12 protein-coding genes and 1 other annotated feature are annotated in these 14,267 nt (G+C 67.5%); of the genes, 6 read left to right on the forward strand and 6 right to left on the reverse strand.

The features are described 5' to 3' along the window. Positions 1–4: 4 nt before the first annotated feature. Complete coding sequence (gene nikR, locus HUK65_RS06040; protein ID WP_179905253.1) at positions 5–475, forward strand: nickel-responsive transcriptional regulator NikR; 471 nt, start codon at positions 5–7, stop codon at positions 473–475. Here the strand turns inward: nikR and HUK65_RS06045 are convergent. From HUK65_RS06045 to HUK65_RS06065, 5 genes are read right to left on the reverse strand one after another with little or no spacing between them, the layout of a single operon-like run. Further along, complete coding sequence (locus HUK65_RS06045) at positions 466–1,206, reverse strand: energy-coupling factor ABC transporter ATP-binding protein (protein ID WP_179905254.1); 741 nt, start codon at positions 1,204–1,206, stop codon at positions 466–468. The two genes, nikR and HUK65_RS06045, sit on opposite strands and share 10 nt — an antisense overlap. Beyond that, positions 1,203–1,919 (reverse strand): CbiQ family ECF transporter T component, encoded by a 717-nt coding sequence (locus HUK65_RS06050; RefSeq protein WP_179905255.1) that lies wholly within the window; start codon positions 1,917–1,919, stop codon positions 1,203–1,205. Before HUK65_RS06050 ends, HUK65_RS06045 begins: the two co-directional genes overlap by 4 nt. Beyond that, complete coding sequence (gene cbiM, locus HUK65_RS06055; RefSeq protein WP_179905256.1) at positions 1,912–2,535, reverse strand: cobalt transporter CbiM; 624 nt, start codon at positions 2,533–2,535, stop codon at positions 1,912–1,914. The genes HUK65_RS06050 and cbiM overlap by 8 nt, the downstream gene beginning before the upstream one ends. After that, on the reverse strand, positions 2,522–2,977 hold the full coding sequence (locus tag HUK65_RS06060) for a carboxypeptidase regulatory-like domain-containing protein (protein WP_179905257.1): 456 nt from the start codon (positions 2,975–2,977) through the stop codon (positions 2,522–2,524). The genes cbiM and HUK65_RS06060 overlap by 14 nt, the downstream gene beginning before the upstream one ends. Next, positions 2,961–3,668: a hypothetical protein gene (locus tag HUK65_RS06065; protein ID WP_179905258.1), complete on the reverse strand. Its 708-nt coding sequence runs from the start codon at positions 3,666–3,668 to the stop codon at positions 2,961–2,963. The genes HUK65_RS06060 and HUK65_RS06065 overlap by 17 nt, the downstream gene beginning before the upstream one ends. A gap of 476 nt (positions 3,669–4,144) precedes the next feature. Here HUK65_RS06065 and HUK65_RS06070 point away from each other — a divergent pair, with 476 nt between their 5' ends. From HUK65_RS06070 to HUK65_RS06080, 3 genes are all read left to right on the forward strand, one after another. Continuing rightward, positions 4,145–9,382 (forward strand): dockerin type I domain-containing protein, encoded by a 5,238-nt coding sequence (locus HUK65_RS06070; RefSeq protein ID WP_179905259.1) that lies wholly within the window; start codon positions 4,145–4,147, stop codon positions 9,380–9,382. A gap of 127 nt (positions 9,383–9,509) precedes the next feature. Then, positions 9,510–9,567, forward strand: a sequence feature (sul1 is cis-regulatory element that is thought to sense ions involved in sulfur or methionine metabolism; They are found in Alphaproteobacteria). A gap of 60 nt (positions 9,568–9,627) precedes the next feature. After that, positions 9,628–11,118, forward strand: a complete 1,491-nt coding sequence (locus HUK65_RS06075) for a SulP family inorganic anion transporter (RefSeq protein ID WP_179905260.1) — start codon at positions 9,628–9,630, stop codon at positions 11,116–11,118. Between the two features lie 13 nt (positions 11,119–11,131). Continuing rightward, positions 11,132–11,986 carry a universal stress protein gene (locus tag HUK65_RS06080; protein WP_179905261.1) on the forward strand — a complete coding sequence of 285 codons (855 nt, stop codon included), beginning with the start codon at positions 11,132–11,134 and terminating at the stop codon, positions 11,984–11,986. A 54-nt stretch (positions 11,987–12,040) separates the two neighbouring features. Here the strand turns inward: HUK65_RS06080 and HUK65_RS06085 are convergent, their stop codons facing one another. Beyond that, positions 12,041–12,721: a GntR family transcriptional regulator gene (locus tag HUK65_RS06085; protein ID WP_179905262.1), complete on the reverse strand. Its 681-nt coding sequence runs from the start codon at positions 12,719–12,721 to the stop codon at positions 12,041–12,043. A gap of 163 nt (positions 12,722–12,884) precedes the next feature. Here HUK65_RS06085 and HUK65_RS06090 point away from each other — a divergent pair, with 163 nt between their 5' ends. Both HUK65_RS06090 and HUK65_RS06095 read left to right on the forward strand, forming a co-directional pair. Beyond that, positions 12,885–13,520 carry a flavin reductase family protein gene (locus tag HUK65_RS06090; RefSeq protein ID WP_179905263.1) on the forward strand — a complete coding sequence of 212 codons (636 nt, stop codon included), beginning with the start codon at positions 12,885–12,887 and terminating at the stop codon, positions 13,518–13,520. Then, positions 13,517–14,254, forward strand: a complete 738-nt coding sequence (locus tag HUK65_RS06095; protein WP_179905264.1) for an aspartate/glutamate racemase family protein — start codon at positions 13,517–13,519, stop codon at positions 14,252–14,254. The genes HUK65_RS06090 and HUK65_RS06095 overlap by 4 nt, the downstream gene beginning before the upstream one ends. Positions 14,255–14,267 lie beyond the last annotated feature (13 nt).

A 14,267-nucleotide genomic window follows, 5' to 3' on the forward strand; every position in this document is an offset into this window, starting at 1 on the left:
GCCCATGCAACGCGTGACCGTTACCCTGCCTGAAACCCTTTGCGCCGCGCTGGACCGCTTCGTGCAGGACCGGCGCTATGACACACGCTCGGAAGCCATGCGCGACCTGCTGCGCACGGCCCTGCGCGCGCGCCCCGAAGAGCCCCCCACCGCCGAAGCCATGGGCGTGCTGAGTTATGTCTATGACCACCACACCCGGGATCTTTCCAGCCGCCTGATGCATCACCACCATGCCCATCATGCGCTGAGCATCACCACCAGCCATGTGCATCTGGATCATGACAGCTGCCTGGAAACGGCGATCCTGCGCGGGCCGGTGGAGGCGCTGCGGGCCTATGCCGACGGGGTCCTCGGCCAGCGCGGGGTGATGCATGGCAACCTGTTCCTGATCCCGGTGGAAACCTGCCAGGCCAGCCATGACCACGGCCATGGTGCCGCGCCCCATGCGCATCTGCGCGTGAAGGATCATTTCTGAACCGGTGATGCGCGCGGGCGGGTCAGCGAGGGCGGCACCTCCTGGCCGTGGGCCTCCATCAGCGCGGCATCGCCCAGCACCGCGCGGGCGGGGCCATCGGCCCGGATACCGCCCTGATCGATCAGCACCACCCGGGGGCACAGTTCCAGCACCAGTTCCAGGTCGTGGCTGGCAATCAGCATGGCGTGCTCCAGCCCCGCCAGCAGCGTGATCAGCCGCCGCCGGTTGCGCAGGTCCAGCCCGCCCGAGGGTTCATCCAGTAGCAGCAACTCGGGGCGCATGACCAGCGCCCCGGCGATACAGGCGCGGCGTTTCTCGCCGCCCGAAAGGTGGTGCACGGGGCGATCTTCCAGCCCGCTCAGCCCGCAATCGGCCAGCGCCTGCGCGCAGCGCGCCTGCACCTGCGCATCCGGCAGGCCCAGGTTGCGGGCCCCGAAGGCCACATCCTCGGCCAGGGTGGGGCAGAAGAGCTGATCCTCGGCCTGCTGAAAGACCAGGGCGATGCGGGGATCAAAGCCCCCCGTCAGCAGCGGTTGCCCCTGCAGCCGCAGCGCGCCTGCCTGCGGCGCCAGCACCCCGGCGATGGTGTGAAACAGGCTGGATTTCCCCGCACCATTGGGGCCGATCAGGGCCACCCGCGCGCCCGGGTCCAGTTGCAGCGACAGGCCCGAAAGCACCGGCGCCCGCCCCGGCCAGCCAACCGAGAGCGCGTCCAGCGCCAGCAGGGTCATGGCATCCGGTCCAGCAGCACAAGCGCCAGCGCCGCCCCCGCAGCCCCGGTCATGGCCACCCGGTCACGCGTGGTCAAGGCGGCGGCGGGTGCCATCGGCGCGGCACCATGACCGCGCAGGCGCATGGCCGCCCAGAGCCGCTCGGCCCGCGTCTGGGCGCGGATCAGCGCGCAGGCCAGCAGCGCGGCCTGATCCGGCACTGCGCGCCAGCCCGGGCGCCCCCCGCGCAGGCGGCGGGCAAGCTGCGCGCGGGCAAGCTCGGCCCGGGTTTCCTCCAGATAGCGGGCGGTCAGCAGCGCCAGATCGGTGATCAGCCCCGGAAGGCCCAGGCCCCGCAGCCCAGCCACCAGTTGCGCAGGCGACAGCGGCGCCAGCAGTGCCAGGGTCAGCGCCACGATGGACAGGAGCCGCGTGGCCATGAGCACGGCGGCCTGCAGCCCCTCCTGGCGCAATACAAGCGGGCCGATCTGGGCCAGAACCGTCCCCCCCGCGGCAAAGGGCAGCACCAGCAGCAGTGCCATCGCCAGCAGCGCCGGGGCGCGCAGGCCCCGCACCACCCGCCGCCCCTGCCCCAGTGCCAGCACCACACCGCCCGCCAGCGCCGCAACCAGCGGCAGAACCGCGCCCCCCTGCACCGCGGCAATGCCAAAGGCCAGCAGCAGCGCCGCCACCAGGCGTGCGCGCGGGTTCAGCGCCTCGGCGCGCTCAGCCATGGGGCAGAAGCCGCGGCTCCATCCGCCGCAACAGGCGCAGGACCGCCAGGACGATCATGCCCTCGGCCAGGGCCAGCGGCAGATGGGCCAGCACCAACGCACCCAGCGCCATCCGCTCTGCCCCCGGGTCCAGCGCCACCGGCAGCCCCGCCAGCACGATCGCCACGAACAGCGCCAGCACCGCCAGCACCGCCCCTGCCCCGGCCACAAACCCCGCCAGATCCGGCCAGCGCCGCCCCGCCAGCCGCCACACCGCATGGGCCATCAGCGCAGGCAGGCCCAGGATCACGGCGTTCAGCCCCAGCGTGGTGATCCCGCCATGACCGAAAAGCACCGCCTGCAGGAACAGCCCCACCAGGATCGCGGGCACGGCAAACCAGCCCAGCAGCACCCCCATCAGCCCCGCCAGCAGCAGATGCACCGAAGCCGGGGGCACCGGCACCGCCACCAGCGATGCCGCAAAGAACACCGCCGTCAGCATGGCCGCGCGCGGCACCTGCCCCTGCGGGTCCGGCAGGGCGCGGATACGCGCCAGCGCCAGCCCGGCCAGTGCCGCGCTGGCCCCATAGCCCGCCAGCGCCATGCTGACCGGCACGATCCCGTCAGGAAGATGCATCGCCCCGCCCCCGTTTGCGCAGGGCAAAGAGCGCCGTGCCCAGCGCGCCCCAGGCCACCAGAGCCACCATCACCGCCTGCTGCACGCGGTCCGGCCTGGTGGCGGTGCTCAGACTGACCGGCCCTGCGGCGCCGACCTCCACATAAGCCATGGCGCCGTGACCGGCCTGGCGCACCTGCACCGACCAGCGCCCGGGGAGGGGATCGGGGATGAACTCGAACCCGCCCTCGCGGTCGGTCACGCCCTGCCCCCAGGGGCGCGCAGGATCATCGGGGGCATAGATGCGCACCTGCGCATGCGCCATGGGGTCGCCCGTGTCATACCCCGCCTGCAGCCGGATGGCGGTCGCGGTTTCAGCCGTGACCAGCGCGGCATGGGACAGGGCGGGCACCGGCGCCGCCAGGCACAGCGCGAAGGCTGCCAGCCTATAGCCGCGTGTCATGGCAATGCCCTTCGCCCACATGGCCCAGATGCAGCCCGTCAAGCGAGAACGCCTGCACCCCACCCCCGGCAAAGGGTTCGAACCCTGGTGCGGCCAGGTTCATGGGGTCATCGGGCGCGCGGTCGGCCCGTCCGAAAAGATGATCCAGATGCAGGGTGATCTCCAGATCGGCGCCGGCGCCTTCGGTGACAAACCCCTTGCGCGTATCGCCCAGATATTCACCGCAGGCATGGGCGATCGCTTCGGATGTTTGCAGGGAAAAGGCGACTTCGGTGCCATCCTTGCGCGCGACCCCTTCGAGCACCAGCGCAGGGATGGCTTCATCGGCGACCATCGCCCAACTCAGCGCGTTGTAATGCCCCGGCGGGGCCTCCACCGTGACCAGCGCAACGCGGTGGTCGGCATCGGCGGCAACCAGGTCCACGGTGAACGGCCCGTCAAGCGGCAGCGGCGTGCCGGAAATCCGGGGGCCATCGGCCATGAAGGGGGGATCGGTCTGCCAGGCGGTGATCTGGTCGAACCGGGCGGTGATGCGCGTGAACTCCAGCGCCCAGCCATCACGGGTCAATCTGGGCGCGGTGAAACCTTCGGTCGCCAGATCCTCGGCGCTGGCATACAGGGTCAGGGAGCCTGACATGGCCGCGAAAGGGGTCAGGGCAAGCCCGGTTGCGACAAGGATCTGGCGGATCATGGCGGCGCGTCCTTCGGCAAGTGTAAGCACTTCTGCCAAGGTCTTCTTACGGCCGCGCGATCCCGGTCAAGCTGCACGGGCCGCTGCGCCGTTGCACATTCTGCCCGCTCCAGCCGTTTGCCCAAAAATCCGGCACACGCACAATCCTGCAGCGCCACACAAACCAAGTGCCGATGGCCGATCTTGATCTGCATCAAGGATGCATCTCTGGCGAATCCGTAACGTCCTTGGCAGCAAGGTGCTCATTTCCGCAGCCAGAGGCCACAGGCCGTTTCGATATCATTCCGCGCGACTGCCCCGGGGCATATGCATCCGGGATGCGGACCGGATGTGTTGACGCGGCCCTATGCCCCCCGGTGAAAGGTCTGCGCATCGGGCCAGTGGAACAGGCCTGCCCGCCGCAAACCTGTCCGCAGTCCCGATGCGCGGCGTCTGGGGCACCTCACGCAGCGCCGCAGGACCAGGGAACCACGAGCATGCCAGCACGCATCTATTTCAGCGCCATCGACACGAACATCACCGGCGAGCGCGACGCCCCGGGCCTGGGAACCGAACTCTGGGTCACCGATGGCACCCCGGGCGGAACCCGGATGGTCAAGGACATCAACGCCAACAACGACACGCTGCCGATCTTTCGCGGCAGCAACCCGCAATCCATGGTCGATCTGGGCGACGGGCGGGTGATGTTCCGCGCCCGCGATGACCTGTTCGGCGGGCGCGATGAGCTGTGGGTCAGCGACGGGACGGAATCGGGCACCTTCATGGTGCGCAATATCGGCGGCGGGCGCAGCAGTGAGCCTTCGGGCCTGACCGCGCTGGGCGATGGGCGCGTGGTCTTTGCCGCCGATGATGGCCGCAATGCCGAAGCGGGCCACAGCGGGCGTGAGCTGTGGATCTCGGACGGGACGTTCGAGGGGACGGTGCTGCTGAAGGATATCAACCCCGGGGTGGATGACGACGGCAATGCGCTGTCGTCAAACCCCGGTGACTTCCTGCAGCTTCGCCCCGGGCAGGTGATCTTCACCGCCGATGACGGGGTCCACGGGCGCGAGGTCTGGGTCACCAACGGCACCCCCGAAGGCACGCGCCTGGTCGCCGATATCAACCCGGGCAGCGCAGATGGCGCCCCGCCGATCGACACCCGCCACGAAGACACGCTCTTTCACCCTCTGGGGCGCGGGCAGGCGCTTTTCGGCGGCGATGACGGCATCCATGGGCGCGAGCTGTGGATCACCAATGGCACCGCCGGTGGCACAAGGATGCTGCGCGACATCCGCGCGGGCGAGGAAGGCAACGGGGTCATCACCTATCTGACCCTGCCCGATGGCCGGGTGGAGGTGGCGGCCCGCGAGGCTGCGGGATTCTTTGCGCAGAATATCATCACCGACGGCACCCCGGCCGGAACCGTGACCCGGACAGAATCGCATCAGACCACGCAGCCGGCCCCCGGTCCTGTTGTGTTCGAAATGCCGTCGGGAGGGGGCTGGGGCGTCACGTCCTACAGCATGTTTCCAATGGTGGCACTCCCCGGAGAGAAACTCCTCTATACCGGCACTGTCGTGTATGAGATCGACCGCGGCAGCGGTTGGGCTGCCAACCGGCTGCTCGTCACGGATGGAACGATCGGCGGCACCGATCTGCTGTTCGGATCCTCCGACGACGACAGCATCCCCGGCCCGGCATACACCAACCTTGGCATGAGCATCCTGCCCGACGGACGCGTTGCCTTTGCTGCGGAAACGCGTTTTCCGCGCGAGGAAGCGCTCTGGATCACCGACGGCACGGCCTCGGGCACCTCGCTGCTCAACGCGGATCTGACAAGCATCGGCGGGACCATATGGCTGGATGCGTCAAGCATCATGCATGTCAGCACCACCACCGGCGGAGACCGCGGCATCTGGATCACCGATCTGACCGCACGCTCCAGCACCATGGTCGTCGACGGGGCGACGTCCTTCACCATCCTTCCCGCCGACCTTCCGGGCGGGCGGTTCCTGATGTCGGCATGGATGGGCGCGGATCAGGGCACCGATCTGTGGATCAGCAACGGCACCCCGTCCGGCACCCGGCTGCTGAGCGAGGATATCCGCATCAACGGCATGGAGCAGATCACCGCGCTGGGCCGTGACAAGATCGTCTTTGCCTATAATGATACGACCCATAACCGCGAACCCTGGGTCATGGATCTGAACACCGGCGCGGCACGGATGCTGGCCGATATCGCGCCGGGCACGCTGGACAGCAACCCGCGCGGCTTCACCAATGTCTGGACCGAAGGGCTGCCGGTGCCCGGCTCCACCCTCTTCACCGAATTCGCCTCGATGGAGGGGGAAACCCCGGTCATCGACCTGAACAGCTATTTCAGCGATGCCGGGCCGCTGGACTATGCCATCCCCGACCTGCCCGAAGGCGTGGACCTGGACCCCCGCAGCGGCCGGGTCGCGGCCACGCCGGATCTGGCGCCGGGCGATTACGCGGTGACGGTGGTGGCCAATAATGACCTTGGCGGGGCCACGGCCTCGGCCTTTGACTGGTCGGTGGTGAACACCGGGCAGTTGGTGGTCAATGCCTCGAACGGCTGGGGGCGTGAGGGGCCGGGCGGGCCGATCAAGGCGGTGCCGGGCGGAGTGATCCATATCGGCCACAAGGCCGGGCTTGAGCGGCTGATCCGCATCGAGGACGCCGAAGCCTCGGTCGAAAACGGGATCCTGAGCGTTTCGGGCAAGCTGTTTTCCGAACAGTTCGACACCGATCTGCCGCTGATGGAGGGCGGGTTCAGCATCGACATGGGGACCCTTGCGGTGAGCGATTTCACCGATAACGCGGTCGAAGGCTCGCACAGTCTGGTGGGCGGGCTGATCGAGATGGTGTTCTCGGATATCGTCATCGCCCCCGAAGGGATCACCCTGCGCACCGATCTGGGGTTTGACGGCGTGCTGGAGGCGCTCGACACCAGCGGCGGGCTGCTGGCGCTGGGGATCGATGCCGACGGCCCATCCTTTGGCCTTTCGGCGCTTGGCACGGGGCGGTGGTTCAGCGATGACGCGCTGGCGCTGCCCCTGCCCGAAGGCGCGCCCTTCGGGCTGGAGTTTTCGGATCTGGGGATTGACTATGACCTGATCACCGACAGCGCCTGGTTCAGCGGCAAGGCCGAACTGACCTGGGGCGAGACGGTGGCGAAGGAATACAGCTTCCTGTCGGACAGCTCCACCAGCAAGCTCACGCTGGATCTGGCCGGAGACCAGGACGACCCGGAGTCGTTCTTTGCCCGCGGCGACAAGTTCCTGCGCATCGGCCACGATGGCGATGGCTGGACCTGGGATATCGTCGGCGAGATCAAGTATGAGGGCCAGCAGGGCGGCACCCCCGCCCCGGGCCGCCCCTTCATCGAGGAGATGAGCTTCTCGCTCGATACGGTGGAGAAGGAATTCGGCGGCGCCTTCAAGGGCACCATGCCGACGCTGTTCAAGGGGCTGACGCTGGAGGCCGAGGTCGGCGCGGGCTGGGACCCGGCGGCGATCGACAGCTTCGCCTTCGGCATCGACGGGCTGAACAAGCCGCTGGGCACCACCGGGATCTTCGTGCAGGGCGGCAAGCTGGCGGCCGAGGGGCTGGCCGCGCAGGACCCCGATGAATGGCCGGTGCTCAGCGCCGATATCCTGATGTCGCTGGGGCCGACGCCGCTGTCACCCCTGCGCGGCCATATCGGCGGCAAGATCGAAGGCGCCCGCGTCACCCTGGAGATGGAGGCGAAGACCGAGGTCGGCTATCTGCTGCCCGGCGAGGTGGAGCGCATCGCCCAGCCGATGATCCGCTGGCTGGGCGTCGATGCCGATGACGTGCTGGAGTTCGAGCTTCTCAGCCTTGGCGGGTCGGTCATGGTGGATTTCGCCCGGCCGACGCTTTCGGCCAGCGTGGGGGCGAATTTCCTGGGCGATGTGATCACCGGCCAGGCGAATTTCACCACCCAGATGCTCAGCGAGGAGGTGATCCTGGTCAATGCCTCGGTCGGGGCCAGCGCCACCTTCCCCGAGGCGATCCCGCTGATCGGGGGGCTGTCGCGCGCGGGCAACGGATTGGCGGTGTTCACCTCGGACGGGGACAATTCCAACGATTTCGCCGCCGCCTGGACCAGCTTCAGCGTCCCCTTCTATGGCGAGGTCTCGGCCGGGCTGCGCTTCTGGCTGGACGGGCGCTATGAGCGGCTGGGGACCGACAGCATCGACGCCATCGGCAGCTGGGCGCTGGGCCCCGCGCAGGATCTGGTGATCCTGTCGGCGCAATGGGACACCCCCACCGATGACGCCCGGCTGGAGCTGATCGCCCCCGATGGCACCGTCCTGACCGAGGCCGATTTCGGCCCCGGCACCGGGCAGGCCGGCGATATTGCCCTGGTCGATGACCTTAGCAGTCCCATCGGCCGCCATGTCGCCCTGCAGGCCCCCGTGGCCGGGACCTGGGACCTGCGCCTGGCGGACGAGACTGGCCGCGGCGAGATCCGCTATGACGCCAGCGAGATCCTGCAGGGCCCGCAGGCCACCATCACCGATGTCAGCATCGATCCCGGCACCCGGTCCGGCGTGATCGAACTGGACATGGACCTGGGCGATGCGGCGCAGTCGGGGCTCTCGATCTTTGTTTCGGACAGCCCCGATGCGCTTTCGGGGTTGCAGGTGATCGACACGGTGATCCCCGCATCAGAGGCCGGGGCGCTCAGCTTTGACTGGGATTTCTCGGCCCTTGCCTCGGGTGTCTGGTGGCTGCACGCGCGGACGGACGCGGATGCGATGGTTCCCATGGTGGACATGTTCGCCACCCCGATCGAGGTCTCGGGTGCCGCCGATCTGTCGGTCACGCTGGAGCAGGAGGCGGCGGCGGGCGGGGCCTCGGTGCTGACGGTGACGGTGGCCAATGCTGGCGACATGGCCAGCGGCGCCGGGCGGCTGGAACTGACCGCGCCCGAGGCCGTGCTGAATGCCCCCGCCCTGCCCGGCGCCGCCCCCCTGACCAGCGCCGTGAGCGAAATCGCCCTGCCCGATATCGCCCCCGGCGAAAGCCTGCGCTTCGATTTCGCCCTGCCTTCGGGGCTGGAGGTGATGACCCGCCCGGTCATGGCCGATGTGTCCTCGGCGGTGTTCGATGGGGACATGGACAACAACATGGCCATGCTGTTCCTGACACCGATGCAGACCGACCTGACCGGCACCCTCACCACCCGCGGCGGCACTCTGCTGGCCGGGGCCGAGGTCACCGCCACCCTGCCGGACGGCAGCAGCATCGACGCGCTCAGCGATGCGCTGGGCACATTCACCCTGGCCGGGCTGGCCCCCGGCGCGGGACATGTCGATGCCGCACTTGACCACACCCGCGGGGTCCCGCCGCTCACCGCCCTGGATGCCCTGGAGATCCTGCGCATGGCTGTCGGCCTGACGCCGTCCTTCGGGGCGCCGGGGCCAATGGACTTCATCGCCGCAGATGTCAACCAGGATGGCCGCATCACCGCGCTTGATGCCCTGGAGGTCCTGCGCGCCGCCGTGGGACTGCAAAGCGACACCGGGCCGGAATGGGTCTTCGTGGACAGCCGCACCGACCTGCCCGCAATGACCCGCGAGGCCGTCGCCTACGACACCGGCATCAACCTTGCCACCCACCCCGCCGACACCCCCCTCGACATGACCGCAATCCTGCTGGGCAACATGACAGACCCGATGTGACCCAGGCCACCAAGCGCCCCCGGTGCGGGGGGCGCGCGCGGCTGGCGCAAGGACCGGCGCCTGACCTTGCGCGGGCGCCGGGGCGCTTGGCTTTCTGCGCTGCGGCGTGTAGACAGCCGTCAGGAACCCTGGACCCGGGCGCGATTCCCGGGTGGCTCTTCCGGCCGCCGATCCGCCGGATAACATGAAAAAGAAGACTTCCCGGACTGCTGGTCCCTGACCATGCGGGCGGGAACGGGACATGAATGATCTCTCTTGACGCTTATCGCCGGCAGTGGACCGGCAACATCCGTGGTGACCTGCTGTCGGGGCTGGTTGTGGCGCTGGCCCTAATCCCCGAGGCGATTGCCTTTTCCATCATCGCCGGGGTCGACCCCAAGGTGGGGCTTTACGCTAGTTTCTCGATCGCGGTGATCACCGCGATCACGGGCGGCAGGCCGGGCATGATCTCGGCCGCGACGGCGGCGACCGCGGTGCTGATGATCACGCTGGTGCGCGATCACGGGCTGGAATATCTACTCGCTGCCACAGTGCTGGCGGGGCTCCTGCAGATCGGCGCCGGAGTGACGGGCCTGAGCTTCGTCATGCGCTATGTGTCGAAATCGGTGATGACGGGGTTCGTCAACGCGCTGGCGATTTTGATTTTCATCGCGCAGCTTCCAGAGCTTGACCCGCGCAGCGTCACCTGGATCACCTATCTGATGGTCGCCGCCGGGCTGGCGATCATCTATCTGTTTCCGCTGCTGACCCGGGCCGTGCCCTCGCCGCTGGTGACCATCGTGGTGCTGACCGCGCTGGCCTGGGCGCTGGGACTGGATGTGCGGGTGGTGGGCGACATGGGCGCGCTGCCCGATACGCTGCCGGTGTTCCTGATCCCGGACATTCCTCTGAACCTGGAAACACTGTGGATCATCCTGCCCTATTCGGTGGCGGTGGCGGTCGTGGGCCTGCTGGAAAGCCTGCTGACACAGAACATCGTCGATGACCTGACCGACACCAGCTCCAACCGCAATCAGGAATGCGTGGGCCAAGGTATTGCCAACACCGCGACCGGCTTCATCGGTGGCATGGCGGGGTGCGCCATGATCGGGCAATCGATCATCAACGTGAAATCCGGCGGGCGCGGGCGGCTTTCGTCGTTCGCGGCGGGGGTGTTCCTGTTGATCATGGTGGTGGGCCTGGGCGATCTGGTCAGCATCATCCCTATGCCCGCACTGGTGGCGGTGATGATCATGGTCAGTATCGGCACATTCTCGTGGTCCTCCATCGGTAACCTGCGGACGCATCCGCGGTCCAGCTCGGTGGTGATGATCGCCACTGTGGCGACAGTGATCTATACGCACAACCTTGCCATCGGGGTGCTGGTCGGCGTGCTTCTTTCGGGCATCTTCTTTGCCGGCAAGATCGCGCAGCTGTTCCGTGTCACGACTGACATAAGCCCCGACGGGCGCGTGCGCACCTACAGGGTCGAAGGGCAGATGTTCTATGGTTCGGTCGAAGATTTCATGGCCGCCTTCGACTTCAAGGAAGCACCTGAACGTGTCATTATCGACGTGAGTGGCGCGCATATCTGGGATATCTCCTCGGTGCAGGCGCTGGACATGGCGGTGCTGAAATTCCGCCGCGACGGCGCCGAGGTGGAAATCGTGGGCATGAACAAGGCGTCCGAAACCATCGTTGACAAGCTTGCCGTCCATGACAAGCCGGGCGCGATGGACAAGCTGACGGCGCATTGAGGGGGGACAGGGCATGACCAACAAGATCATCGCGCTGGTGGATGGCTCGATCTATGCGCAAAGCGTGTGCGACCATGCGGCCTGGGCCGCGCAGCAGACCGGCTGGGCGGTCGAGCTGCTTCACATCCTGGGCCGCCGCGACGGGGCCGGGACGGCCGACTATTCCGGCTCCATCGCGCTGGGCGCACGCACCGCCCTGCTGGAGGAACTGGCCGAACTGGACGCACAGCGTGCACGGCTGGTGCTGCACCGGGGCCGGGCGATCCTGGAAGACGCGCGCGCCATCCTGGAACAGGCCGGCATCACCGAGATCACCACCCGCCTGCGCCATGGCGATATCGTCGATACGGTCGCCGAACAGGAAGCCGGGGCCGAGATGGTGCTTGTCGGCAAACGCGGCGAGGCGGCGGATTTCGCGCGTGGGCACCTTGGGTCGAACCTGGAACGGATCGTGCGGGCCAGCACGAAACCCGTCTTTGTGGCCGCGCGGGCCTTCAAGCCCATGAAACGGGTGCTGATCGCCTATGATGGCGGGGCCTCGGCCATGCGGGCGGTGGACCATGTCGCGCGCACCCGGCTTTACCGGGACCTGCAGGTCAGTGTCATCACCGTCGGCAATGCCAGTGACACGGCACGCAAGGGGCTGGCCGATGCGAAAGCCATGCTGGCCGCCGCCGGGATCGAAGCCGAGACCGGGATCGTCAGCGGCCAGCCCGAAACCGCGCTGGCCAAGCTGGTCGAGCAAACCCCCTTCGACATGCTGGTGATGGGCGCCTATGGCCATTCGCGCATCCGCAGTCTGATCATCGGGTCAACCACGACCGAGATGATCCGCTCCTGCAAGGTGCCGATTGTGCTGACCCGATGAGCGCCTGACAAGGCCTTCGGCCATGGCACGGGCACGCCGGGTCGGACGCGCGGCTCAGGCCAGAATGTCGCTCAGCGCGGATTGGCGCGGCTTGTCCTCCTGCAGGTCCAGCGCATCCTCCAGATGCTGCAGATGGGCGTCCATGGCGCGTTTGGTGCCTTCGGCATCGCCAGCCTCGATCATGCGGATGATCTCTTCATGTTCCTCGGGGCCGCAATCCGGGGCAGAGCGGGACTGGTACATGGCGATGATCAGCGAGGTGCGCGAGATCAACTCGTTCAGCACATCGGAGAGGTACCGCGAGCCGGCAAGCTCGGCCACCAGCAGGTGAAACCCGCCCGACAGATGGATGATCGCCGAGGTATCATTGCGCGCATGCGCGGCGCGCTCATCCTCCAGATGGGCGCGCAGGCGCGACAGGGCCTGGGGCGTGACATTGGTGCACAACCGTTCGACCAGCCGCGCCTCGATGGTGCGCCGGGCAAAGAAGATGTCGCGGGCCTCCTCGATTGTGGGTTCCGAAACAAAGGCGCCGCGATTGGGCACAAGGGTCACCAGTCCGCTGCTTTCCAGCCGCGCCAGCGCCGCGCGCACCCGGGCGCGACTGACCGAGAAGATGGCGCAAAGCTCTTCTTCCTTCAGCCGGGCGCCGGGGCGCAGCTTGCGCTCGGCAATTGCCAGCCAGAGGCGGTTGCAGATCTCGTCAATGGGGGTCTGAGCGGTGGTGCGCGACATGGCAAATTCCTTTCCATTCGGTCAAAGACCAAGAAACGCGCAGAGTCAATAATGTCGTCACTTCCCGCGTCAGATCGGCGGCAAGATTGTAGACAAAGTTGTTGATGAAGTTTATAGCTTTGGTGAGGGTCCTTGCACCCGCCACGGAAACCGGACGGCACGGATGGACATAGACTTCACCGCCATCAGCGCGCGCGAAAGATACCGCTACCTCACCGGGTTTGTCGGTCCCCGCCCCATCGCGCTGGTGTCCACATGCGGGCGCGATGGGCGCGACAACGCCGCCCCGATGAGCTTTTTCAACGTGTTCTCGCATGATCCGGCGTTGCTGGTGCTGGGCATGCAGCCGCGCCGGGATGGCACCGAAAAGGACAGCATGCGCAACATCCGCGACAGCGGCGCATTCGTGGTCAACATGGTGGACATGCGCCTGGCGCAGCAGATGCTGGTCTGCGGTCTGGACCCTGGCCCGGATGTGGATGAGATCGCCCTAGCCGGGCTGACGGCAGCCCCGGGGGCCGCCGTGGCGGCACCGCGGATCGTGGAAAGCCCCTGCGCCTTCGAATGCCGGGTGGAGCGGATCATCGACTACCCGCGCCGCGCCATCGTCTTTGGCGAGGTGGTCCATTTCTGGGCCGATGACACCTGCCTGGGCCCTGACGGTCGCAGCGTGGACCCAGGCCACTACCAGCCCATCGCGCGGCTGCATGATGACAATTACATCGCCTCGGACCGTCAGTTCGAATTACTGCCCCCCGATCTTGGTGAAACCCTGTCAAAGCGAAAGGCCGCCGAATGAAGCTGCGTCTGATCAACCCCAATTCCACCGACGCCATGACGCAGCAGATCGCGCGCAGCGCCCGTGCGGTGGCCCATCCAGGCAGCAGCATCTCGGCGCTGACATTGAGCGGCACGCCGGTCAGCATCGAAGGCTACCACGACGAAGCCGTCTGCGTGCCGCCGCTACTGGAGGCCATCCGCGCGGGTGAGGCCGAGGGCATGGACGCGCATGTCATCGCCTGTTTCGACGATGTGGGGCTAGCCGCCGCGCGCGAGGTCGCAGGCGGGCCGGTGCTGGGGCTGTGCCAGGCCTCGGTGCAGGTGGCCATGATGATCTCCAAACGGTTCAGCGTCGTGACCTCGCTGGACCGGTCGGTGCCTATCATCGAGGATCTGGTGGAAGACTATGGCGCCGGGCGGGCCTGCCGCCGGGTGCGCGCCGTGGACCTGCCGGTGCTGGCCTTCGAGGCCGATGCCGCCCTGTCCCGCGCGCGACTGAAAGAGGAAGTCACCCGCGCCCGGGATCAGGACAAGGTGGATGCCGTAGTGCTGGGCTGTGCGGGCATGTCGGATTTCTGCCGCGCGCTGGAAGAGAGCCTGCAGATCCGGGTGATCGACGGGGTGCAGGCGGCGGTCAAGCTGGCCGAGGCCCTGGTCGGTGGCGGCTTCCGCACCGCCAAGACCGGCGCCTATGCGTATCCACGCCTGAAATCCGCAGATATGGCACCAGCGCGGGTTTCCGAAAGCGGCTGAGCCCCCATTCCCC

Origin of the sequence: Rhabdonatronobacter sediminivivens, assembly GCF_013415485.1 — a bacterium.
Taxonomy (GTDB): domain Bacteria; phylum Pseudomonadota; class Alphaproteobacteria; order Rhodobacterales; family Rhodobacteraceae; genus Rhabdonatronobacter; species Rhabdonatronobacter sediminivivens.